At 67.2% G+C, this 21,942-nt stretch carries 25 protein-coding genes and 2 tRNA genes; 18 read left to right on the top strand and 9 right to left on the bottom strand.

The features are described 5' to 3' along the window. Positions 1-15 precede the first annotated feature (15 nt). On the top strand, positions 16-1,005 hold the full coding sequence (locus ACFY2X_RS22045) for a LacI family DNA-binding transcriptional regulator (RefSeq protein WP_389940481.1): 990 nt from the start codon (positions 16-18) through the stop codon (positions 1,003-1,005). Between the two features lie 13 nt (positions 1,006-1,018). Here ACFY2X_RS22045 and ACFY2X_RS22040 read toward each other — a convergent pair whose 3' ends face one another. Further along, on the bottom strand, positions 1,019-1,387 hold the full coding sequence (locus tag ACFY2X_RS22040) for a phage holin family protein (RefSeq protein WP_389940479.1): 369 nt from the start codon (positions 1,385-1,387) through the stop codon (positions 1,019-1,021). A 113-nt stretch (positions 1,388-1,500) separates the two neighbouring features. Here ACFY2X_RS22040 and ACFY2X_RS22035 point away from each other — a divergent pair, with 113 nt between their 5' ends. From ACFY2X_RS22035 to ACFY2X_RS21985, 11 genes are all read left to right on the top strand, one after another. After that, positions 1,501-1,785, top strand: coding sequence for a hypothetical protein (locus tag ACFY2X_RS22035; RefSeq protein WP_389940477.1), 285 nt, complete (start codon positions 1,501-1,503; stop codon positions 1,783-1,785). A 60-nt stretch (positions 1,786-1,845) separates the two neighbouring features. Then, positions 1,846-2,244 (top strand): OsmC family protein, encoded by a 399-nt coding sequence (locus ACFY2X_RS22030; RefSeq protein WP_389940475.1) that lies wholly within the window; start codon positions 1,846-1,848, stop codon positions 2,242-2,244. 431 nt (positions 2,245-2,675) lie between these two features. Then, positions 2,676-2,749 (top strand) — tRNA-Lys (locus tag ACFY2X_RS22025). A gap of 219 nt (positions 2,750-2,968) precedes the next feature. Next, positions 2,969-3,877, top strand: coding sequence for an NADP-dependent oxidoreductase (locus ACFY2X_RS22020; protein ID WP_389940473.1), 909 nt, complete (start codon positions 2,969-2,971; stop codon positions 3,875-3,877). A gap of 154 nt (positions 3,878-4,031) precedes the next feature. Beyond that, positions 4,032-4,889: a lytic polysaccharide monooxygenase gene (locus ACFY2X_RS22015; RefSeq protein WP_389940471.1), complete on the top strand. Its 858-nt coding sequence runs from the start codon at positions 4,032-4,034 to the stop codon at positions 4,887-4,889. A 136-nt stretch (positions 4,890-5,025) separates the two neighbouring features. Beyond that, on the top strand, positions 5,026-5,685 hold the full coding sequence (locus tag ACFY2X_RS22010; protein WP_389940469.1) for a DUF305 domain-containing protein: 660 nt from the start codon (positions 5,026-5,028) through the stop codon (positions 5,683-5,685). Positions 5,686-5,753: 68 nt separating this feature from the next. Next, complete coding sequence (locus ACFY2X_RS22005) at positions 5,754-6,590, top strand: MetQ/NlpA family ABC transporter substrate-binding protein (protein ID WP_389940467.1); 837 nt, start codon at positions 5,754-5,756, stop codon at positions 6,588-6,590. A 285-nt stretch (positions 6,591-6,875) separates the two neighbouring features. Next, positions 6,876-7,130, top strand: a complete 255-nt coding sequence (locus ACFY2X_RS22000) for a DUF6458 family protein (protein ID WP_389940465.1) — start codon at positions 6,876-6,878, stop codon at positions 7,128-7,130. 135 nt (positions 7,131-7,265) lie between these two features. Then, on the top strand, positions 7,266-7,517 hold the full coding sequence (locus tag ACFY2X_RS21995) for a DUF4235 domain-containing protein (protein ID WP_389940463.1): 252 nt from the start codon (positions 7,266-7,268) through the stop codon (positions 7,515-7,517). Between the two features lie 126 nt (positions 7,518-7,643). Then, entirely contained in the window at positions 7,644-7,889 is a 246-nt protein-coding gene (locus ACFY2X_RS21990; RefSeq protein ID WP_389940461.1) for a BON domain-containing protein, read from the top strand. Continuing rightward, positions 7,886-8,599, top strand: coding sequence for a metallophosphoesterase (locus ACFY2X_RS21985; RefSeq protein WP_389940459.1), 714 nt, complete (start codon positions 7,886-7,888; stop codon positions 8,597-8,599). The genes ACFY2X_RS21990 and ACFY2X_RS21985 overlap by 4 nt, the downstream gene beginning before the upstream one ends. Before the next feature lie 350 nt (positions 8,600-8,949). Here ACFY2X_RS21985 and ACFY2X_RS21980 read toward each other — a convergent pair whose 3' ends face one another. Next, the gene (locus ACFY2X_RS21980) at positions 8,950-9,099 is read right to left on the bottom strand and encodes a GPGG-motif small membrane protein (RefSeq protein ID WP_184719841.1); all 150 of its coding nucleotides are present in this window, start codon (positions 9,097-9,099) and stop codon (positions 8,950-8,952) included. 22 nt (positions 9,100-9,121) lie between these two features. Continuing rightward, complete coding sequence (locus ACFY2X_RS21975; protein WP_389940457.1) at positions 9,122-9,625, bottom strand: DUF6328 family protein; 504 nt, start codon at positions 9,623-9,625, stop codon at positions 9,122-9,124. A gap of 66 nt (positions 9,626-9,691) precedes the next feature. Between ACFY2X_RS21975 and ACFY2X_RS21970 the strand changes: the two genes are divergently transcribed. Continuing rightward, on the top strand, positions 9,692-10,288 hold the full coding sequence (locus ACFY2X_RS21970; protein ID WP_389940455.1) for a nucleotidyltransferase family protein: 597 nt from the start codon (positions 9,692-9,694) through the stop codon (positions 10,286-10,288). A 281-nt stretch (positions 10,289-10,569) separates the two neighbouring features. Here ACFY2X_RS21970 and ACFY2X_RS21965 read toward each other — a convergent pair whose 3' ends face one another. Further along, positions 10,570-10,935: a PRC-barrel domain containing protein gene (locus ACFY2X_RS21965; protein WP_389940453.1), complete on the bottom strand. Its 366-nt coding sequence runs from the start codon at positions 10,933-10,935 to the stop codon at positions 10,570-10,572. Positions 10,936-11,107: 172 nt separating this feature from the next. Continuing rightward, positions 11,108-12,343, bottom strand: a complete 1,236-nt coding sequence (locus tag ACFY2X_RS21960; RefSeq protein WP_389940451.1) for an alpha/beta hydrolase family protein — start codon at positions 12,341-12,343, stop codon at positions 11,108-11,110. A 132-nt stretch (positions 12,344-12,475) separates the two neighbouring features. Here ACFY2X_RS21960 and ACFY2X_RS21955 point away from each other — a divergent pair, with 132 nt between their 5' ends. From ACFY2X_RS21955 to ACFY2X_RS21945, 3 genes are all read left to right on the top strand, one after another. Next, complete coding sequence (locus ACFY2X_RS21955; protein ID WP_389940449.1) at positions 12,476-13,726, top strand: sensor histidine kinase; 1,251 nt, start codon at positions 12,476-12,478, stop codon at positions 13,724-13,726. Continuing rightward, entirely contained in the window at positions 13,723-14,382 is a 660-nt protein-coding gene (locus ACFY2X_RS21950; protein ID WP_389940447.1) for a response regulator, read from the top strand. Before ACFY2X_RS21955 ends, ACFY2X_RS21950 begins: the two co-directional genes overlap by 4 nt. Before the next feature lie 98 nt (positions 14,383-14,480). Further along, positions 14,481-14,554: transfer RNA gene (locus ACFY2X_RS21945), tRNA-Lys, on the top strand. 173 nt (positions 14,555-14,727) lie between these two features. Here ACFY2X_RS21945 and ACFY2X_RS21940 read toward each other — a convergent pair. Both ACFY2X_RS21940 and ACFY2X_RS21935 read right to left on the bottom strand, forming a co-directional pair. Continuing rightward, complete coding sequence (locus ACFY2X_RS21940; protein WP_389940445.1) at positions 14,728-14,955, bottom strand: hypothetical protein; 228 nt, start codon at positions 14,953-14,955, stop codon at positions 14,728-14,730. A 14-nt stretch (positions 14,956-14,969) separates the two neighbouring features. Beyond that, positions 14,970-15,569, bottom strand: coding sequence for an RNA polymerase sigma factor (locus ACFY2X_RS21935; RefSeq protein WP_389940443.1), 600 nt, complete (start codon positions 15,567-15,569; stop codon positions 14,970-14,972). Positions 15,570-15,894: 325 nt separating this feature from the next. Between ACFY2X_RS21935 and ACFY2X_RS21930 the strand changes: the two genes are divergently transcribed. Then, positions 15,895-17,277 carry an FAD-dependent oxidoreductase gene (locus ACFY2X_RS21930; protein ID WP_389940441.1) on the top strand — a complete coding sequence of 461 codons (1,383 nt, stop codon included), beginning with the start codon at positions 15,895-15,897 and terminating at the stop codon, positions 17,275-17,277. Positions 17,278-17,372: 95 nt separating this feature from the next. On the opposite strand, the gene ACFY2X_RS21925 is transcribed toward ACFY2X_RS21930, so the two are convergent. Continuing rightward, complete coding sequence (locus ACFY2X_RS21925) at positions 17,373-19,220, bottom strand: potassium transporter TrkA (RefSeq protein WP_389940439.1); 1,848 nt, start codon at positions 19,218-19,220, stop codon at positions 17,373-17,375. A gap of 161 nt (positions 19,221-19,381) precedes the next feature. After that, the gene (locus ACFY2X_RS21920) at positions 19,382-19,747 is read right to left on the bottom strand and encodes a hypothetical protein (RefSeq protein WP_389940437.1); all 366 of its coding nucleotides are present in this window, start codon (positions 19,745-19,747) and stop codon (positions 19,382-19,384) included. 349 nt (positions 19,748-20,096) lie between these two features. Between ACFY2X_RS21920 and ACFY2X_RS21915 the strand changes: the two genes are divergently transcribed. Further along, positions 20,097-21,938 carry an amino acid transporter gene (locus ACFY2X_RS21915; protein WP_389940435.1) on the top strand — a complete coding sequence of 614 codons (1,842 nt, stop codon included), beginning with the start codon at positions 20,097-20,099 and terminating at the stop codon, positions 21,936-21,938. The last annotated feature ends 4 nt before the right edge of the window (positions 21,939-21,942 follow it).

The following is a 21,942-nucleotide window of genomic DNA, read 5'->3' as shown; positions in this document are numbered from 1 at the left end:
GCATAGGCTGGCCTGATGTCCCAGCCCCGGAAACGAGCGACGATACGTGAGGTGGCGAAGGCGACCGGCCTCTCGCCGGCCTCGGTTTCGTATGCCTTGCGCGGCATGCAGGTATCCGAGGAAACCAAGGAGCGGGTGCGCCGGGCCGCCGCCGAGCTCGGCTACGAGGCTGATCCGATCGCCCGCGCGCTGGCCAGCGGCCGGACGGGGATGATCGGCCTGCTCTGCGGCTCCCTTGAGGACCTCTGGCAACAGGCACTGGCCGTCGGCATCGGCCGGGCGCTCAAGGACAACGATCGCTATGCGCTCATACTGGACGCCGCGGGTGACCCGGCCCGAGAGCGCACGCTGGCCCGGCAGCTTCGTGACCAGCGGGTGGACGCTCTCATCGTGCAGCCGGTGGACCCGGCGGCGCCACTGTGGAACGAGCTGTGCGAGAGCCTGCCGGTGGTGTCCATCGGTGACGCGCTGGCCGGGGCCCGCACGGCGGGAGAAGTCGTCTTCGACAACCGCGCCGGGGTGACCCTGGCGCTGGAGCACCTGCGAGACCGGGGTCACCGGCGCGTCGCCGTTCTCACCCCGACCCGGGCCAGCACCCCTGACCGGCCCGCCGACGTGCATGTCCTGGCCGAGGCGGAGCGGCTGGGGCTGGACATAGAGGTGGCCACCGCGCCCCAGGCGTTGACGGCCGCCACCGACGTCGCCCGTCAGATGCTGGCCGACGGGCACCGGGCGTTCTTCTGTTTCGCCGACTCGATCGCCTACGGGGTGTACGCGGCGTCGGCCGAGCAGGACCTGCGGATTCCTTTCGACGTGTCCGTGATGGGCTACGACGACCACCCGATGTCGGGCCTGCTCAGCCCTGGGCTGACCACCGTCGACTGGGACATCGACGGCATCGTCCGCGCGGCCGTCCGCATGGTCGTGGCCGCCGCCGACGGCAACACCCGCCGGCGGCGCATCGTCCAGGCCCCCGAGCTCCGCGAGCGCGGCTCGGTCGGCTGAGCCCCGAGCCGGCTCAGTCGCCGAGCACCAGGTCGAGCAGCCAGCTCACCAGGCCGACGATGATCGCTCCCCAGAACGCGGCCCAGAAGCCCTCCACGTGGAAGGGCAGTTGGAGCTGGGCGGCGATCCAGCTCGTGAGCAGCAGCAGGCCGGCGTTCACGACCAGGGCGAACAGCCCGAGGGTGAGCACGTAGAAGGCACAGCCGAGGACCTTGATGATCGGCTTGAGGACCGCGTTGACCAAGCCGAAGACGAGGGCGACCGCGACGAGCGTGCCGATCTGGGTGGTGGTGGTCGAGGCGGACACCGTGATGCCGCTCACGATCCGGGTGGCAGCCCATAAGGCGGCTGCGACGGCCAGGACCTTAATGACGATTCTCATTTTCGGCATCCTCGCACGGAGATTGGATGAGCGATAGATCCGTGCTGTCGGGAGCCCGAGGGGCGGCTCCGTGCATGATCGACCCGGACTCTGGGCAAGAGGGGCGTGAGGGGGTGAGTCTGTTGGAAACGGACGAGCTTGAGGCGCTGTCGGCCCACGAACTACATGATCGCGCGGTCCGTTACGCCGTGCGCCACGGAGACCTCGCCTTCCTGTGGGAGCTGCTCAAGGTGATTCCGGCGGCGGAGGCGTCCGCGGGAAACGAGGGAGAGACGGTCAACGACCTCAGCCGGGTGTCGGCGCTGCTCAGCGATGCCATGGCGTCCGGTGAGGGCGAACTCGGCGAGGCCTTGCGCCCGTTCTACATCGATTATCTGTCCAAACATCCAGAAGCCTAGGCTGCTGTCCGCTCTGACCGTTTCGATAGGCTGATCGGCCAGAGTTATGGGAGGAGCGTCATGGCGTTGGTGAATGTGGAACGAACCGAGAACGGCTTCGTGGCTCGCAACGATCGCGGGGCCGAGGTCGCCATGGGCGGCGGCGACGAGAAGGGGGTGTTCACTCCCGTGGAGCTGCTGCTCGCCGCGCTCGGCGGATGCAACATCGTCACGGTTGAGCCGCTCACCGCCCAGCGCGGCCACCGGCTGGTTCGCCTGGCGATGACCGTCCAGGCGGAGAAAGTCGAGCCGACGCTGCTCGGGCCGATCACCATCACCTACGATGTGGAGCTCCCCGAGGGAGATGAGAAGGCCGACGAGGTCTTCCGCGCGGTCGCTCACCGTGTGGAGGAGAAATACTGCACGGTGAGCCGGGCGCTGCGGGAGAACAGTGAGGTCAGGCTCGAACTGCCCGAATAGCCGGGTGTGCCGCCCAGGCCGTGGACGGTGGTCGTGACCGCGAGCCTGGCACGGCTATACCGGGTCAAGTATGGGTGTAGGGCCAAAATCAACCCTTGTATGACGCGCTCGTTACATTCGGCTCGGTACTGTTGAAGCAGGTCAAGGGGTTCTGCGAAGCCCGGGGGGAGCATTGCAGAGACTTTTCACCGGATAAGGACGCGAGGGGGATCGCGTCCCTGAGCGGAGCCGCCGGCGTCTTGGGGGAGACAAAGGATCAGGCCCGCGAGGAGGCCGGAGCCGGACAGTTGGGGGACTGTCCGGCTCCGAGTCTTTCAGGGATGGGGCCGGACGGTTGGGGGACCGTCCGGCCCACTTCTTTTCGGGGTCACCGAGCGGACATCTGATGTGCACCCGCACCGAAGCTGCTGCTAGAGTTACCTCCGTCGCAAGCGCCGCTAGCTCAGTTGGTTAGAGCAGCTGACTCTTAATCAGCGGGTCCGGGGTTCGAGTCCCTGGCGGCGCACTCGATGCCAAGGGCGCCCTCCACATCGTGGAGGGCGCCCTTGGTCGTTCTGGGCTCCAATGACCGGGCCGGGCCAACTGCACCGGCCGGCCCGCGGTCAATTCCCACTACGCCGCCACGGTGTGATCCCGAGCGCGGTCAGCACGGCTCGTGCCTTGACCTCAATATTGGTTGAGGTTGCAAGCTGGAGGCCGGTAAAGACGAGTGAAGGGGTTGTCGATGAAGGCCGCTGCTTTTTCCGAGTTCGGTGGACCCGAGGTGCTGCGGGTGATGGAGGTCGAGACGCCCGAGGCGGGCGAGGGCCAGGTGAGGGTGCGGGTCAAGGCCGCGGGCGTACAGCCGTTCGACGTGGCCGTGAGGCAGGGCTGGACTCCCGCCGGGGTGACGGGAGACCTGCCGAGGATTCCCGGAAACGAGTTCTCGGGAGTTGTCGACCAGGTGGGCGCGGGGGTCGAGGGGCTCTTGCCCGGTGACGAGGTGCTGGGCTTCACCCTGCTGAACGCCTATGCCGAGTACGTGGTGGTCCCCGCCGAGAACGTCACGGCCAAGCCCGCGAACATGCCCTGGGAGGTGGCGGGCGGCTTCACCGCCGGAACCCAGACCGCGCACATCGCTCTGAAGCAGCTGGGAGTGGGGGAGGGGAACACGGTTCTGATCCATGCCGCGGCAGGCTCGGTCGGCACCGCGGCGGTGCAGCTCGCCCGGCTGTGGGGGGCCGAGGTCATCGGTACCGCACGCGAGGAGAACCATGACTATCTGCGCTCCCTCGGGGCGATTCCCGTCACCTACGGCGAGGGCCTGCTGGAGCAGGTGCGCGAACTGGCTCCCGGAGGAGTGGACATGGTCCTGGACGGCGCGGGCGGCGCGGCACTCGACGTGTCGCTGCGGCTGGTGAAGGGCGACCGCGTCGTCACGCTGGTCGAGCACGCCAAAGCCGAGGAGCTGGGCGTCCAGGTGACTCAGGGGGTACGGCTGGCCTCCCGCCTCGCCGAGCTCGCGGATCTCTATGCCCAGGGCAGGCTCACCTTCCCCGTCCGCCGGGCCTATCCGCTGGACCAGGCCGCGGACGCTCACCGCGAGGTCGAGACCGGCCACGGCCGCGGCAAGGTCGTCCTCGCCGTCGGCTGACAAGACGGGAACCTCCCCAGGGAGGTTCCCCTCGGCAGATATGCCGGGACGTATGGCCTTGCGAACCTAATCTTTAGTAAGGTTTCTTGTTAATAACGTGCTATCCGTCGGCCGTTGGACATCTCTCGCCTGTTCCCCGTCAGGAGGAGTCCACGTGCGTCCACGACACAAGATGGCCACCGGAGCCGCCGCGCTCACCGCCGGATCCCTGCTCGCCCTACTGCCGTCCGCCCCGGCGGTCGCCCACGGATCCATGTCGAACCCGCCCAGCCGTGCCTACGTCTGCAAGACGGAAGGGCCGGAAACCCCCAGGTCGGCGGCGTGTAAAGCGGCGATAGAGGCCGGTGGCACCCAGGCGTTCTACGACTGGAACGAGGTCTCCCGGCTTGAGGCGGGAGGCAACCATCGCGCGATCATTCCGGACGGCAAGCTGTGCGGCGCCGGGCGCGACAAATACCGAGGTCTGGACCTCACCAGAGCCGACTGGCCCGCCACGCGGGTCTCTCCGGGACCGTTGACGATCACCTACCACGCGACCGCGCCCCACGCGAACAGCAACTTCGAGTTCTACATCACCAAGCAGAGCTGGGACCCGACCCAGCCGTTGCGCTGGTCGGATCTGGAGCACATCAAGACGTTCACCAACCAGAACCCCAGCACGTTCACCAACTGGACGATCAACCTCCCGCAGCGGAGCGGACGCCAGCTCATCTACTCGATCTGGCAGCGCGTGGTGGGCAGCACCGAGGCCTTCTACACCTGCTCCGACGTGGACTTCGGCGGCGGTAACCCGACCCCCACGCCCACTCCGACCCCTACTCCCACGCCCACGCCGACCCCGACGCCCACGCCGACCTCGACCCAGCCGGGCGGCACCTGGAGCGCGGGCGTCGCCTACACGGCCGGCGCGCGGGTGACCTACGGTGGCTTGACCTACCTGTGCCGGCAGTCGCACACCTCGCTGCCGGGGTGGGAGCCGCCGAACGTCCCCGCCCTGTGGGAGCTCGTCTGATCCATGGTGACCGGGGCGGTGGGGTGCCCCGGTCCGAGCATCCGTCTCTTCAGAGGTTTTCGTCAGGAGTGTCCCGCCGGCTTCCTCTCCGAGCCGAAGCCCGGGCTTTCGCGCTCTTCGCGATCAAGGAGTTTCGATGAAACGCGCGGTCCTGGTCGTTCTGGGCATACTCCTCCTGGCCGGCTGCGGCGCCCACAGCATCCAGGAGCTTCGCGGCGGACATGCGGGGCATGGCGGGCCTGCGGGGCACGGCGGCGCGAGCACGGGCGTGGGCGTGAGCACGGGTGCGGGTGCCAGTGCGAGTACGGGCGTGGGTGTGAGCACGGGTGCGGGCGGGGGCTTCAACCCCGCCGACGTGATGTTCCTGCAGATGATGGTGCCCCACAACGGTCAGGGCGTGGGGCTGGTACGGCTGGCGCGGGGCCGTGCCGCCCGGCAGGAGGTCAGGACGCTGGCCGAGGCGATCGCCACGACCCAGGAAGTGGAAGCGGCGTCGATGGCCGCCTGGCTGCGGGGCTGGGGTCAGCCCGCCACGGCGGAAGCCGAGGAGCACGCGGCCCACGGCGGCATGCCGGGAGTGAGCGAGGAGGAGATCGCCGCCGTCGCGGGCGCGGCGCCGGCCGACTTCGAGAAGAAGTTCCTCAACATGATGATCGCCCAGCAGGACGACGCCATCCAGATGGCCAGGGTGGAGACGGCCACCGGCCTGAACGCCGAGGTGAAGAAGCTGGCGGCGCGGATCGAGGCCTCACGCGCGGCGCAGATCAAGCAGATGCTGGCGCTGCTGGGCCAATGATCGATTTGGCCGCGCACTCCGCTATATGCAATATTTCCTACTGAATATAAGGGAAATATTGGAGAGTCATGCGTAAGTTGTTCGGGGTTGTGGCCGGTCTGATCCTGGCCGGAGCTCTCACGGCGTGCGGTGGAACCTCGGCCGACACGGCCGGGTCCGCCACCGCACCCAAGGCCGACGCCCCGCTCAAGGTCGGGGTGAACCCCGTGCCCCATGGTGAGGTGCTCAAATACGTCAAGGACAACCTGGCGGCCAAGGCCGGGCTGAATCTGGAGATCGTCGAGTTCACCGACTATGTCCAGCCCAACACCCAGCTCGACGAGGGACAACTGGATGCGAACTACTTCCAGCACATCCCCTACCTGGAGGAGTTCTCCAAGGGCAAGAACATCAAGCTGAGCTGGGTCGCTCCGGTCCACATCGAGCCGCTCGGCCTTTACTCCAAGAAGATCAAGAATGTCTCCGAGCTCGCCCAGGGTGCCTCGGTGGCCCTGCCGAACGACACGAGCAACCTGGGCCGTTCGCTCAAGCTCCTCGCGGACAACGGCGTGATCACTCTGAAGGAGGGGGTCGGCGTCAAGGCCACCGAGCGCGACGTGGCCGGAAACCCCAAGGGGCTGCAGTTCAAGCCGCTGGAGGCCGCCCAGCTGCCCCGCTCCCTGGAGGACGTGGATGCCGCGATCATCAACGGCAACTACGCCCTGGAGGCCGGTCTCCAGCCTGCGACCGACTCCCTGATCCTGGAGAAGGGCGAGGGCAACCCCTACGCCAACGGTCTGGTGACCGTGCCCTCCAAGGTGAACGACCCCCGGATCAAGAAGCTCGCCGAACTCCTGGGCGGCCCGGAGGTCAAGAAGTTCATCGAGGACAAGTACAAGGGCGCGGTCCTGCCTGCGGGACAGTGACCTCCGGTCGCCGGCGGGAGGCACGTCCTTGGGACAGTGCCCCTCAGCCACGGGCGGGAGGCGCGCCTTCCACCGGCGACCCCCGGCCACCGGCGGGAGGCGCGCCCTTCCGCGGGTGGAGCGTCCGCCTCGCCGTACGGCCCCGCGCCGGGGTGACTTTCCCCTGCTTGTGAGGCCTGTGCCGGTGACCGGGCCGCCGTACGTCACGGCGCCCTCGAAAGGGCCGACGTTTGAGATCCGCGTGAGGGATAGGGGAGGAGGCGTTGGCTCGAAGGAGGGATTTCCATGACCATCGCAGGCGGCATCGTCCTCATCATGCTCGGTGCCATCCTCACCTGGGCGGTGGAGTTCGACATCGCCGGATTCGACATCAACGTCGTCGGCGTCATCCTGATGCTCGGCGGTCTGGCGTGGCTGCTGTTCGCGGTCTACCGGCTCAGGGTCGCCCGCCGGGCGATGGCGCCCACCACGGTGATCGAGGACCCGGTGACCCACCGTCGTGTCTACGAGGAACGCTACGACGACCCGCCGGTCGTGTGATTCGCACCCACCCTCCGTCATGAGGGCTTCGGCCGTAGAGGGCCCGCTCGCTCATCCCGCTGTGGGCGTATCCGTTAGTGCCCGGTCATACGGGGTAGGCGTGGTCTTTGCCAAGCGTGAACGGGGGACGGGACATTGGGCAGGATCGTATCCCGGGGGGCGGGCGCCGTCAGTGGAATGATCGGTGGTGCCATCGCCGGGGCCATCTTCAAGCGGATCTGGAAGTTCGCGGTGGGGAAGGACGACGCGCCCCAGGCGACGTCCGACGAGTATGGCTGGAGGGAAGTCCTGGTCGCGGCGGCCATCCAAGGTGCGATCTTCGGCACGGTCAGGGCCGTGATCGACAGGGTCGCGGTCCGGAGCATGCACAGAGCCACAGGTAAATGATCTTTCGTGAAGGACCCCGGCCCTGCTGACAGGGCCGGGGTCCTTCGTTCTTGGCGGGGGGTTTTGAACGCGTTTGACCTCGGGCTTCTCGGGAACGCGAGCTTTTTGAACGAGAGGAGTTCGACGATGGAGGCTCCGCAGTACATCGCCGCCCGTGTGCAGCGCGCGCTGGCCGAGGACGAGAGAACCCATGAGCTGGGCATCCGGGTCGTTGTCCGGGGCGAACAGCTCTTCCTGCGCGGCCAGGTGCCCGGCGCCGAGCGCCGGACGCTGATCGCCAGCGTGGCCAGCGAGGCGGCTCCCGGACTGACGGTCCACAACGAGATCACCGTCACAGAGGTCCGGGGCCCCGGGGAGGAGGAGAAGCTGTGAGAGAGCTGCGGATCGCAGCGGTCGGGGACGTGCACCTGGATGAGAGCCTCAGGGGGCGTTACCGCGAACAGCTGCGTGACATCGACCGGCACGCCGACGTGTTGCTGCTGGCAGGGGACCTGACCCGGCACGGCACGCTGGAGGAGGCGCAGGTCGTGGCGGACGAGTTCCGCGACCTGCCGATCCCCGTGGTCGCCGTGCTCGGCAACCACGACCATCATTCCGACCTTCCCGCGGAGATCGCGACCCTGCTGTCCGACGCCGGGATCAAGGTCCTGCACGACGACGCGGCCGTGCTCGACATCGACGGAGTACGGCTCGGCGTGGTCGGCGGCAAGGGCTTCGGCGGAGGCTACGCGGGCAAGTGCGCCAGCGATTTCGGCGAGCGCGAGATCAAGGCGTTCGTCGAGCACACCAAGCGGATCGCGGACCGCTGGCGGGTGGCGCTCAAGGAGCTCCAGGCCGACCGCAGGATCGTGCTGTCGCACTATTCGCCGGTGAAGGACACCCTGGAGGGAGAACCGCTGGAAATCTACCCCTTCCTCGGCAGCTACCTGCTGGCAGAGGCGGTGGACGCCGAGGGCGCGGACCTGATCATTCACGGTCACGCGCACGCGGGGAAGGAGAAGGGCATCACGCCGGGCGGCATCCGCGTGCGCAACGTGGCCCTGCCGGTGCTGGGGCGGGCGTACGGGGTGTACTGCCTGTAGTCCGAGCCGGAGGTGGAATCGACAGACGCTCCAGCGCATGGGATGGCGGTGCGGAGTGCCTCCCGGTCGTCTGGCGGTGGGGAAGCTTTCCGGGCGTCTGGCGGTGCGGAGTGCCTCCCGGTCGTCTGGCGGTGCGAAGAGCTTTCATGGGCGTCAGGCGAACCGTGAACCGCGGACCACTCGGCTTCGACCGGGAATTCCGGTCTTTCGGGGACCGGGGCGCCAAATAGGACCGCTACAGGTGATGACATGAAGAAGCGGGCCGGGTGTGAACCCGGCCCGTTGTTTTCTTCGGTAATGCGGGGTGAGTCTGGCGTTGGGCGTGAAGTGCTGCGAGTTGTCCGCCCACGTCAGACATTGAAGATGCTCACACCTCCAGGGCCTACGAGGAAGCCGAGGACGATAAGGACGATCCCCCAGAGGAGGTCGCGACGAGCCAGGATCACATAGATCCCGGAGATAACCAGAACGACTGCGATGATCCAGAGCAAAGTAGCCATAAGGGGCACCTGCCCTCCTAATTCACGATTTAACGCCTTTGGCTTGATACAGATCGACAATTGGTTGAAGGAACCAGAGCCAGGCACTGGACAGCGCTATCGAGGCGCCGAGCAGCGCGGCCGGCCATCCGGGGATGACCGTTTCCGCGACGAGTGCGACCGAACTGGTCATTGCGATCGCGAGCGCCACGGCCCCCACGACGCTGAGTTCGTTGGCGCGGCGCACCATCCTCTCCTTCAGCCCCGTCCGAAACAGCAGGCGGTGCTGGGTGGCGGGGGCGATGAAGCAGACAGAGGCCAGAGCGGCGCTCAGCAGCGCGATGAAGAACAGCCAGTAGCCGAGGATGTCGATCTTGTGGAAACCCGCGGCGAACGGCAACGTCAGCAGGAAGGCGAACAAGACCTGCACACCGGTGACGGCGACCCGAAGGCCCTGGAGGAGCTCGACGAGCTCCCGGTCCACGCGTTCCTTGTGGCTCTCGCCGGGCTCCGCCCCTTCGTTCTGTACCTGTTTCGGCTGATTCATAGGCCCCAATTACCCGGGTCAAGGTTTCCCATGCCTACCTGGGGGTTTGTGGGGTACGCGGGGGTTATGGGAAGCCACAGCCATGAGGTAACCGACGCGATCCTGGAAACGCTGAAGCGGGCAAGCACCGGGCTGAAGGACGCGGACGTCAGGTTCGCGCTCGCCGGAGGCTGTGCCGCGTACGCACGTGGGGCCGCGCCTTCGCTGCACGATGTTGACTTCGTCCTTCCGCAGGAGGACGTGCCGACCGCTCTGGAAGCACTGCGCGATCTGGGTTTCGAGACGGTCAAACCGCCGGAGGACTGGCTGGTCAAGGCCTACGACGAGGGGAGGCTGGTGGACCTGATCTTCAGTCTCTGCAACCACCCCGTCACTCCGGAGTTGCTGAAGCGGGCCGAGCCGATGAAGGTGCCCGCGGTGATCGTGCCCGTCCTGGAGGCCACCGACCTGGTCATCTCGTGGCTGCTGCCGCTCTCGGAACACAACTGCGACTACAGCTCGCTGCTTCCGCAGGTCCGGGCGCTGCGCGAGCAGGTCGACTGGAACCGGGTCGCGGCGGTCCTGTGGGACTCGCCGTACGCGTCCACCTTTCTGACCCTGCTGGAACGGCTTGACGTGATCAAAGGCCCCATCGACCCGACAGGCGACCCGTCCTGGCCTTGATCGTCCTGCCCAGGCTGAGGCCCGAGGTCTCCACGCTTGGGGGGCTTCGGCGGGCGCCCGTTCGGCGGGGCCCGCCGAACGGGCGCACTTCGGATGAGCGCCCGCTGGACAGGCGCTTGTTGGATGGGCGTCCGTCGGGTGCGAGCGGGTTGAGGGCGGGTTGAGGGCGGGCGAGGTGGGCGAGGGTGAGTTGAGGGTGTGAGCTGAAGGTGGGCGAGAGGGTGAGTTCAGGGCGAACGGAAGGGCCCCGCCGTGGCGGGGCCCTTTCTCATGGTGCCGGGTCAGTAAACACCGCCGCCGAAGGGGAAACGGTTGTAGTACTCGCCCAGGGTGCTGCGGTAGGCAGACTCCTTGAAGGTCGCCTCGTCGAACTCCGGAGCGTTCTTGATCTCTTCCTTGGTGCGCGCGAGATAGACCTTGCGTTCCTGCGGGTCGATCTTGGTCACGGTGCTCGCCGGGAGCATGACCTTCTTTCCGAAGATCCACGGACCGGTGTCGACGATGATGTAGCTCTCGCCGACTTCGTAGGTCGCCTCGTCGACGGAGCCGATCTTCCCGTCGGTGGCCTCCACGTGGTAGCCCACGATGTCGAGACTCTTGTTGACGTCATAAACATCGGCTCGGTAGTTCCAGAGCTCAGGCTGCATGGTGTACATCTCCCTTTTGGGTTGATTCTCCGTGCCCAACCCCAGTACCCGAGAGAAGAGGGCTAAACGGCCTGCCTTCGATTCGTGGAAACGAACGCGGTGTTGCCTCACCCAGGCCGGAGAACCATGGGATCTAGCCGGGAAAATGATGGCCGAGCCGTTCCGGTCGATGTCAGCGCTGGAACCCGACCTCGGGGTAGCGCTTGGACGGCCGTTCGAGCAGCGGCTGGGACTTCTTGCGCAGGTGCAGGTCGAAGAAGGCGCCGACGTACTTCCGGGTGATCTCCACTGCGCGGCGTCCGGAAAGCGAGCCGCCCGCGCCGGCACTGAGTTGCTCGGTGAGCAGCGGAAAGTCGGTGAACGACCCGTGATCCGCGCCGTCGACCGTGAGCCAGCGCTTCCACCCGGTCATGCGGCTCCAGTCGCGCTTCCACGTGGGATCCGTCGGGCCTTTCCCCGCGCCGATCAGAAGGAACGGGCGGGAAAGCCCTTTCCGGGGGAGCGGGATGAAGAACGTGCCGTCCATGTTGATTCCGGCGCGCACCCGGGAGTCGGCGAGCATGGCCCAGGGGGCGCTGTTGCCGCCGATGGAGTGGCCGGCCATCGCGATCCGGGACGGGTCGATCAGCCGTGCGCCCTTCCAGGCCGGCTTCGGGCCGGTCAGCCGGTCGAGCACGAAAGAGACGTCCGCGGCCCGGCCCCTGGTCACCTTCTCGGAGACCCCCGGAGAGGTTTCGGAACCGCAGGGGACGCAGGTGACGGTGCGGCCGTCGGGGAGGGTCGTGCCGTAGGACTCGTGGGTGTGGTCGATTCCGGCCACGACGTATCCCCTGCTCGCCAGGTCTTCTGCCAGGGCGGTCAGTGAGCCGCGGGGTGCGCTGAAGCCCGGCGACAACACGACGAGGGGCAGGCCGTGCTCGTGGCCGAGCGGCTTGGCGTCGACGACCGCGTTGGTCCGCGTCCCGCTCAGCACGGCCGGGGGCACGCCGTCGACGCCCTGCCCCTTCAGCAGCAGCTCCGACTCCCGCGTGGTCATGTAGGGCGCCCGGCGCCCGTGGGAGGTGCGCGCGGGGTACCACAGCGAGACCATCAGCTGCCGCGACTTCTCCTCGGCCACCCACGGGTCCGGGCGGGAATCGTCGACCAGGTGCAGCGTCGTCATGCCCACCGGGTTCGGGCCGGTCGGCCGGGGCAGGGCGAGGGTCCCCCTCGGGGCGGAGGCGTTGCCCGGCACGACGGCACCGGCCGCGGCGGGTACGGCGGGCGCGGCGGTGGCACCGGTCGCGGCGGGCACGGTGGCCGCACCGGTCGCGGCGGGTGCGGTAGTGGCACCGGCTGTGGCGGGCGCGGCGAGTGCGAACAGGGCGACGGCGGCGGCAAGAGCGCCACGAACGACTGAGGTTGGCATGTGAGCCACCTTCGCGGCGACCGGCCGGAAGCACATTGGCCGAGAGACGATCGGAGAGATACGACTTTGGTAGGGGGTCAGCGCGACGATCGTCGCGGGTGCGTGCCGCCGGGTGCCCTCTACGCTCGGACTATGGAGTACGGCGAGGCGGTGCCGGTCGGTGATCAGGCGTTGAAGCGGATCAACCGTCTGATCGACCGGATCAGTCCCTGGTTGGCCGGTTCGGCGATCTTTCTGCTCTCATGGGTGTCCGGAGAGGGCGTCACGGGAGTGTCCTCTCTCCTGAACCGCCCCGAGATCCTCGTGATGGGGGCGGCGTCGGGGGTGGCGGCAGGGCTCGCGCGGCGGGTCCGATGGCCGCTGTTCGTCCTGGCGGCCATCGGCTGGGTGGCGTTCGGGCTGTGGCCCGCCGTGTTCCTCGCGTCCTACTACGCGGGCACGAGCCCGCGCCGGCGAATCGGCGTCGCCGCCTACGCCGCGGCCGCCATGGTGGTCACGGGCGTGTCCGTGGCGCTGGACGCCGCGACCGGGGATTCCCCGCCCGGCATGGATGAGGCCGTGGTGAAGGGCGTCATGTCGTTCGCGGCTCTGGTGGCGCTGCCACTGGTCGCGGGGCTGTGGGTCAGCGCTCGCCGGCAGGTCGTCGAGGCGCTGCGCGACCGCGCGGAGCGGCTCGAACGCGAGCAGCGGGCCCGCACCGACCGGGCCAGGGCACAGGAGCGCACGAGGATCGCGCGTGAGATGCACGACATCGTCGCGCACCGGGTCTCGTTGATGGTCCTGCACGCCGGCGCGCTGGAGATGGGAACCTCCGAGGAGCGCAGCGCGCAGGAGGCGGCTCTCATCCAGTCCATCGGCCGCGAGGCGCTCACGAACCTTCGGGAGGTGCTCGGCGTGCTGCGCTCGCCGTACTCCGACACCGCGACCGGCGGAGCCGGCGCCGGCACGGACGCGGACGCCGACGTCCCGCTCGCCCCGCAGCCGATGCTCGCCGACCTCGACCGGCTTCTCGACCAGTCGAGGGCGCTCGGCATCCCCGTCACCCGGCACGACGAGGGATCCGCCCGTCCGCTGCCGGCCATGGTGGAGCGGACCGCTTACCGGCTGGTCCAGGAGGCGCTGACGAATGTCCACAAGCATGCCGGTGACACGTCCGCCGACGTCTTCCTGCGGTACCTTCCCCGAACGTTTGAGGTGATGGTGCAGAACGGCCTGTCCACGGCGACCGCCGCCGGCCCGCTTCCCGGCGCCGGGCTGGGCCTGACCGGAATACGGGAGCGCGTCGAGCTGGTGGGCGGGGAGTTCGAGGTGGGACGGCTGCCCAGTGGTGGGTTCAAGACACTCGCCCGGCTTCCCGCGGAGCGTATGGAGGGATCGGCGTGATCCGCGTACTGATCGTTGACGACGAGATCCTCGTCCGCTCGGGTTTGCGCATGATCCTGGAGGCCACCGGCGACATCGTCGTCGTCGGCGAGGCGTGTGACGGTGCCGACGCGATCAGCGCCGCCGTCCGGCTCCGTCCCGACGTCATCCTCATGGACGTCCGCATGCCGGGCACGGACGGCCTCACCGCCGCGGCGGAGATCGGCGAGCTGCCCGAGGCCCCCAAGGTGATCATGTTGACGACGTTCGACCTCGACGAGTACGTCCATCTGGCCCTGCGTGCCGGTGCGGTCGGCTTCCTGCTCAAGGACACGCCGCCACGAGACTTCGCGACCGCCATCCGCGCGGTCGCCGCGGGCAACGCCATGCTCGCTCCTACCGTCACCAAGCGGTTGATCAGCTCGTTCGTCGAGAAGGGGCCGTCGCAGGCCGAGGTGGCGCGCAAACGCCTGGCCGTGCTCACCTACCGCGAGCAGCAGGTCATACGGGCGGTCGCCCAAGGCCTGTCCAACGCGGAGATCGGCCGTCGGCTGACGATGAGCGAGGCGACGGTCAAGGCGCACGTGAGTCACTCACTCGCCAAGCTCGGTGTCGCCAACCGTGTCCAGGCGGCGATCCTCGTTCATGACGCGGGGTTGCTCTCCTGCCAGCAATGACCTTTCCAGTGGATGCGCCCGCTTCCAGAGAGTGTGGCCTGGTTGCGTGTTTCGTGTACGGACCACGGCTTCGAATCCGGTACTCTTATTGAGGTCAAGCGCCGCTAGCTCAGTTGGTTAGAGCAGCTGACTCTTAATCAGCGGGTCCGGGGTTCGAGTCCCTGGCGGCGCACTTTGCGGAAAACCCAGGCCGACAGATCGGCCTGGGTTTTCTCATATGCCCGACGGCCACGAACGCGGATGCCCGTGGACGGGCCCATGGGGGAGTGTAAAAGCCCAGGTCACTGGAGTGACCTGGGCTTTCCTGCATTTGGGCCGGCCTCGCGACCAACATCGTCATCGTGATCACGGTTGGTCGCTCGCCGGGTCTCCGTCCGTCGAGGGCCCGGTGGCCGGTGGCAGGCCGAGTCGCGCGCGGAGCTCCGCTTCGGCCCGTTCGAGATCCCAGATCGGTTCGTCCGGTGCCTGGCCGAGCTGCTCGTCGTCGCCCAGCGCGTCCAGCACCTCCAACAGCTTCACGAGGGCCCTCTCGTCTCCTTTCCTCGGGTCGGTGTTGTCGAATTCCTTCTGCATGGCAGCTTCTCTCTTCAGTCGGCGCTGCTGGTCAGGAGGCGGATTGCGTCACTCAAGCGTCTCTTCGAAGTGCCGGGCCGTATGTCGAGACGCTGCGCGATCTGCGCGTGTGTGAGGTCGTCAAAGATCTTGAGTTCTGCGACCTCGCGTAACTTGTCGGGTAGTCGAGAGAGGATTTCACGGATGGAACGCTCTTCGTCCGAGCGGATGCTGTGCTCCTCCGGGCCGATTTCGAAGGAGACCTGGCAGTTCACGATGTCGTTTTCGTCGAGGCTGGCGTGGCGGACGTTCGCACGTCTCATATCCGCATCGGCACGTCGATCGTTGCTGAACTTCTGATAGACGACGGTTTTCCTCAGGTAGCCGCGAGAGGATTCCGTCACGGCGGGTAGCGCACCTCCCTTGAGTTTTTTAATCAGTTTTTCCAGGACATCGTGAGCGAGGTCTTCCGCATCCTCCTGTTTGCGTTCGAGGGACCACGCGACGCTGAGTACGTACTTCAGTGCCTCACCGATGGTGAGCCCGAAGTGCTGTTCGAACTGTATGGCGAGGTCGTTGTGGGTCTCGCCTGGTCGCCCGACTGAGCGCGATCGATCAATAGGTTCTGTAATCACCGCAGTGGTCCTTTGGTGTCGGCGTGCTGCGTAGAGAATGACGCGATTTACGGTCGAGGCGGTTCGGGTCGTCGACGTGGTGGCCACGGGCTGGCCCGCATGGACGGCCGGTTGTTGCGCGGGCTCTGCGTGTCGGTGGCGGCCGTTTCGATGAGTTGCGCTTCATCAGGTCATCTTAGGTCATATTGTACTTTTTGTTACATTATTACCTATTTATAGTTATTACAACTAGTTTATGGGCTTCCGAACCGTTTTGCGGTTTTTGTGCGTCGGCTCAGTACAGACGCTGCGTAACCCGGAGCGTCCACACGGAAGGGGTCGCGCCATGGCACCTGTCTCCCACAACAAGATCACCATTGTCGGCGCTGGACTCACCGGACCGCTGATGGCGATCATGCTGGCCCGGCGCGGATTCGTCGTCGACATCTTCGAAGGCGGGGGAGACCTGCGCCGGGAGGGGGTGAGAGGCCTGCGGTCGATCAATCTCACGATCGCCGAGCGCGGCCTGGCGGCACTCCGCAAGATCGGCCTGGACGAGGAGGCGCTGCGGCTGTGCACGCCGCTGCGCGCCCGAGCCGTCCACGACGACTCGGGCCGCGTCGAGCTCATGCCCTACGGTGTCAGGGGAGGAGACGTGCTGTATGCGATCTCCCGCGCCGACCTGACGAAGCTCCTGCTTGACGCGGCGGAGCACGAGCCTCGCGTCAACCTGCACTTCCACCACCGCTGCACGGACATCGACAAGCACAACGCGATAGCCGTATTCGCCCGTGGCGAGACCAGCGCCATCCGGACGGTCCACTCCGACCTGCTCATCGGCGCCGACGGGGTCAACTCCGTGGTCCGCCGCCGAATGCAGCGGGGCGAGTTCGTCGACCACAGCCAGCACTATGTGCCATGGCGCTACAAGGAGCTCACCATAACGGCCACCGCCACCGAGGTGGGTGGCTTCGACCGGGAGGCTCTGCACGTATGGCCTCGCGGGGAGCTCATGATGTTCGCCCTTCCCAATCTGGACGGATCCTTCAACGGCGTCATCGTGTTCCCCGCACGAGGCGCCGAGGGACCCGCCGCGCCGTACGGCGGAGGCGATCTACGGGACGTCTTCGTCAGGAACTTCGCGGACGTCGTGCCGCACATACCGAATCTGGCCGAAGAGCTGCGCGAGCGCCCCGCCGCCGCCTTCCCCACGCTCAAGACCAGCTCCTGGTTCTACCGCGACAAGGTGGTGCTGATCGGAGACGCCTGTCACGCCGTCGTGCCCTTCTACGGGCAGGGAATGAACGCGGGCCTGGAGGACTGCGTCGCGCTTGACGAGTGCCTGGCCGCGTACGGCTCCGACCGGGCTTCCGCGCTGGCCGCCTACCAGGAGCGACGCCGGTGCCACACCGATGTGCTCGCCGAGCTGTCGATCGAGAACTTCGCCGAGCTGCGCGACACCGGACGTCCGTCCATCGCGGCGAAGAAGAAGATCATGCTGGCCGTGAGCCGGGTCACCCGCGGCAAGATCCTGCCGTTGTCCGTCATGGTCTCGCACACGACCATGCCCTACGGCGAATGCGTTCGCCGGGCCAGGAGGCAGGAGCAGATCGCCCGCTCTCTCGGACTGAGCATCGCGGTCGGTGCCCTCGTGGCCGCGGCCAACCTCAAGGATGCCTTCGTCACCGCGAACAGGCGACTCCAGGCCACCTCACGGGTGCGGACCTGAGCGGCCGGGCGCCTGGAAGGCGGTGCCGCCGGATTCGGCGCCGCTGGGGATCAACCGGCTGGAGATCAGCCAGTGGGGGCTCAGCCGGCGGGAGATCAGCCGGCGGCGAGCACGATCACCATGTCGCCGGGCTCGAACGTGACGTCACTGCTCTTCGGGGGATTCAGGATGATGCCGCCTTCATCGAGGCCGGTGGCCGTACGGTCGCTGCGATAGCCGATCACGACCTCGTCGTATGCTCGCGCCGCCGCCACCACCGTCGCGTAACTGACCGGTGCCGACAGCCGTACGTAGTCTTCCGCGGGCTTGATGTAGATCTCCTGCCCTCCGGCGTCGAACAGGTCGGCGAACAGCCGGTAGCGGTACGGATTCTCGGCGAGCTGAATCATCAGGAGGCTGGTGATCTTTGAGCTGATGATGAAGTCGTCGACCTTGGTGATCTCGACGAGACGCCTGTCGCGGTCCTTGACGATCTCCGTCACCAGGCTGTGGCGCCATCCGTTGCTTCCGCTCATGTCCCTGACGTGCAGAAGGGTGAGGAGCGTGCGCGAGTCGGCGACGTGGGGGCTGATCCGGTCGTCGGCCAGGATCAGGACATGGTCGTAACCCCCGAGATTCAGCGCCTCCAGGGTGTCGCGACGCGTGACGTCCTGGGTGTCGTAGGTGAGAGCCAGGTTGCCGAGCCGGGTCGACAGGGTGCGTACTTGCGAGGTCATCCGGCTGTCGTCGGCCACGACCGCCACCTGCGAGCCCTGCCGCATGTAGCGGTCGAACTCCGTGACGATCGCGGCGCCGCAGTCGTTCCACCCGAGGACCAGGACGCGACGCGCCACGGGTCCGTGCTCGCCGGTGGTGGCGATCGCTTCCTCGTCCACGTCGGCGGACGCGCGGACCGGTTCCGTGCTGTCGTCGTCCGCGATCACGATGAGCCGGTCGTCCGCGCAGACGAGGGTCTCTCCGGCGGGGTTGAGAATGATCCGCCCCTCGCACTCCAGGCCGATGAGGGAGCAGTTCTCAAGGGCCAGCAGGGCGTCGCCGAACTTCATCCCCGCCAGCTCTCCCGGCGGGTGGAAGTAGACCTCGTCGCCCTGGAATCCGAGGAGGTTTCGGTAGACCGTGGACAGACCGGCGTGCAGGCAGGTCTGAACCATGATCCGCGCGGAGATCTCGTCGACGTCGATGATCTGCGCGTTCTCGCCGCCGGCGAGGCGGGCCACGGCGAGGTTGTGGGGGTCGCGGACGCCCGCGACCACCTGGACCCCCGCCCCCACCCCTGCGGCGCCGAGTGCCAGGAGACTCTTGATCGTCCTCGCATCGGAGTCGTCGTCCTCGGATCCGAGCACGATGACCGCGTGTGCCCGCTCAGGGCTGACGATGGCCACGTCGATCGGATCGGTCGGGTTTCCGGTGCGGCACACGACGCGCAGGTGACGGGGAAGGTCCACTCTGTCCCTGACGGCCTCTTCCATGGACACCCGGTCCTGCTCGGCGAGGACCGCAACGCAGGTCTTGCCCCTGCTGGCGTTGGCGACGGCGAACTCCGACAGGATGAGGAACACCTGCTCCGACCAGCCGAGCACGACGATGTGATCGTGTTCGAGCACCTGGGACCGGCCCTTGCGCAGGCGGGCCAGCTTTCGGTCGAGCCCCGTCTTGATCAGGCCGATGAGCGTGCTGAAGATCACGATCCCGGCCAGACCCAGAACCAGCATGCTCGCGAGGAACAGCGGTGAGCCCGTGTCCCGGGTCACCATGACCGGAGACATCGTGCGCATCAGGCCCGACCACAGGGCGGACGGCAGATCCGTCGGTCTGGGGGCGAGGACGAGAATGGCCGTCGCGCCGATGACCGCCATGACCAGCGCCACGACGGCGAGCAGGCCGATCATCGCCCAGGCTCCCCGGGAGACGAGGTTGTCGAAGCGATATCGCAGACGCTTCAATCGTGACCTTCCATGTGCTTGCGTTGGGTTGCCGGCCGCAACGGAAAGTGATCGCCGGCGGTCGCGGAGGGAAGCGGGGTGACCGTCCTGGCCTTGCGGCTGTGCCTGACAAAAAGGCTCTGGCCAGGCCTCGTGAGGCCTGGCCAGAGCCGGGAGCGGGGTTAGCTGACGCTGGCGCAGATCACGTAGACGCTGATGCCGACGTCGTTGTAGTTGTTCTGGCGGCCGAGGCCGATCCAGCCGGTGCCGTCATCGGTCGGGAAGGAGCCGACCAGGATCGCGTCGTTGCCCTGGGCCTCGGCGCCGCCGCCGACGGCCCTCTTGCCGGAGGGGCACCTGACCACACGGCGGGTGAAGTTGGGGACGTTGGCGTTGGGCAGCTTGACGAGCTGGTAGCCGGTGAAGTCGGCGGCGGGGACGGAGGCCGCCGGGGCGGAGGCCGTGGCCGGTGCGGCGGCGACGGTTGTCAGGCCCGCGCAGCCGATGGCGGCGGCCAGGGCGATAGTCGTGAGCTTCCTGTGTCGCATGTTCTCTCCTGGGACAGGGGGTGCTGGAGCTGTCACGGAAAGTAAATAGAACATCACGGAGAGTTGTCCAGTCTTGGTTTTGTGGCCGTGAGGCGAGTTGTGCCGGACCGGTTGGCTGAGGCATGCCCCGGCGGGCGCGCAGCCGGATGTCCCGGGAGCGTTTGCGGAGTACCCGCCGGGAATGGAAAGACATGACGGCCGGTCGGGTCTTCTTGCCCCGGCTTGAGTAGGGTTCCTGTGTTATGCACCAGATAGAGCACGGGGGGTGACCGGGTTGACCACGTCGGCCCCGTCGGACACCAGGTCCGGACTTCGCAGATGGTTATTGGACGGCCTGCACCGGCCGGAATTGAAGACCCTCGGGCCGCACCGGGAGGAGACGCCGCACAAGCAGCACGCGTGGTGGCAGGTCATGTGCCTCACGGGTGTCGACTACTTCTCCACCCTCGGCTACCAGCCCGGCATCGCCGCCCTCGCGGCCGGCACCCTCAGCCCTATCGCCACCCTGCTTCTTGTCGCGCTCACCCTGTTCGGCGCGTTGCCGACCTACCGCGCGGTCGCCAAGGAAAGCCCGAACGGCCTGGGCTCGCTGTCGATGCTGGAGAGCCTGCTGCCCGGCTGGCGCGGCAAGCTGCTGGTGCTGTTCCTGCTGGGGTTCGTCGCCACCGCGTTCATCGTGACGATCACCCTCTCGGCGGCCGACGCCACCGCGCACATCCTGCACAACCCGTTCGTCCCCGAGTTCTGGCAGAGCTGGCAGGTGCCGGTGACGCTGGCCCTGATCGCGGCCCTGGGAGCGGTGTTCCTGCTCGGGTTCAGTGAGGCGATCTCCATCGCGGTCGTCCTCGTCGCGGTCTATCTGGTGCTCAACGTGGTCGTGCTGGCGGTGGCCGTACAGCACATCATCGCCGACCCCGGCCTGATCGCCGGCTGGCAGTCGAAGCTCACCGCCGACTACTCCAGCCCGATCGCGATGATCGCCATGTCACTCTACGTGATGCCCAAGCTCGCTCTGGGCCTGTCCGGGTTCGAGACCGGTGTGGCGGTGATGCCGCTGGTCGAGGGCAATCTGACGGAGCGGATCAAAGGCGCGAAGAAGCTGCTCACCACGGCGGCGCTCATCATGAGCGGCTTCCTGGTCACTTCCAGCTTCGCCACCACCCTGCTGATTCCGGAGCAGGAGTTCGCCGAGGGCGGCCAGGCCAACGGCCGCGCCCTGGCCTACCTGGCCCACGGCTATCTGGGCGACTGGTTCGGCACCGCCTATGACATCAGCACCATCGCGATCCTGTGGTTCGCCGGGGCGTCGGCGATGGCGGGCCTGCTCAACATCGTGCCGCGCTACCTTCCCCGGTACGGCATGGCCCCCGACTGGTCACGCGCGGCCCGGCCGATGGTGCTGGTCTTCACCATCATCTCCTTCGCGATCACGGTTTTCTTCGGGGCGGACGTGGAGTCGCAGGGCGGTGCCTACGCCACCGGCGTCCTGGCGCTGATCCTGTCGGCGGCGGTCGCCGTGACGCTGTCGGCCTGGAAGAACGGCAGAAAGGCCGCGATCCCCTTCGGGATCATCACGCTGATCTTCGCCTACGCCACGGTGGCCAACATCATCGAGCGCCCCGACGGCCTGGTCATCGCGTTCTTCTTCGTCCTCGCGATCGTGGCGACCTCGCTGGTCTCCCGCGCCACCCGCTCGACCGAACTGCGCGTCACCCGCATCACCATGGACGACCAGGCCCGCTGCTTCATCAACGAGGCCGCTGAGATCCATCTGATCGCCAACGAGCCGAACGAGCGCGACTGCAAGGAATACGTCGACAAGGCCCGGGAGGCGTGGGAGCGTCACCGGCTCCGCTGCACCGAGGGTCTGCTGTTCCTGGAGGTGACGGTCCCGGACGCCTCGGAGTTCGAAACCGAGCTCCGGGTGATCGGCGAGGAGCGCTGTGGTTTTCGCATCCTGCGGGTGGAGAGCCCGAGCATCCCCAACGCGATCGCCGCGATCCTGCTCTACCTGCGCGACCAGACCGGCAAGCTGCCGAACGTCTACTTCCACTGGGCCGAGGGCAATCCCATCGGTGCCCTGCTGCGTTACCTGGTCTTCGGCGGCGGTGACGTCCCTCCGCTCACCAGGGAGGTTCTCCGCCAGGCCGAAGCCGACATAGAGAACCGTCCTCGCGTCCACGTCGGCTGACCCG

Source organism: Streptosporangium sp. NPDC000396 (assembly GCF_042898655.1).
GTDB lineage: Bacteria > Actinomycetota > Actinomycetes > Streptosporangiales > Streptosporangiaceae > Streptosporangium.
The sequence above is the reverse complement of the archived record's forward strand: the minus strand, read 5'-3'. Positions and strand labels throughout refer to the sequence as shown.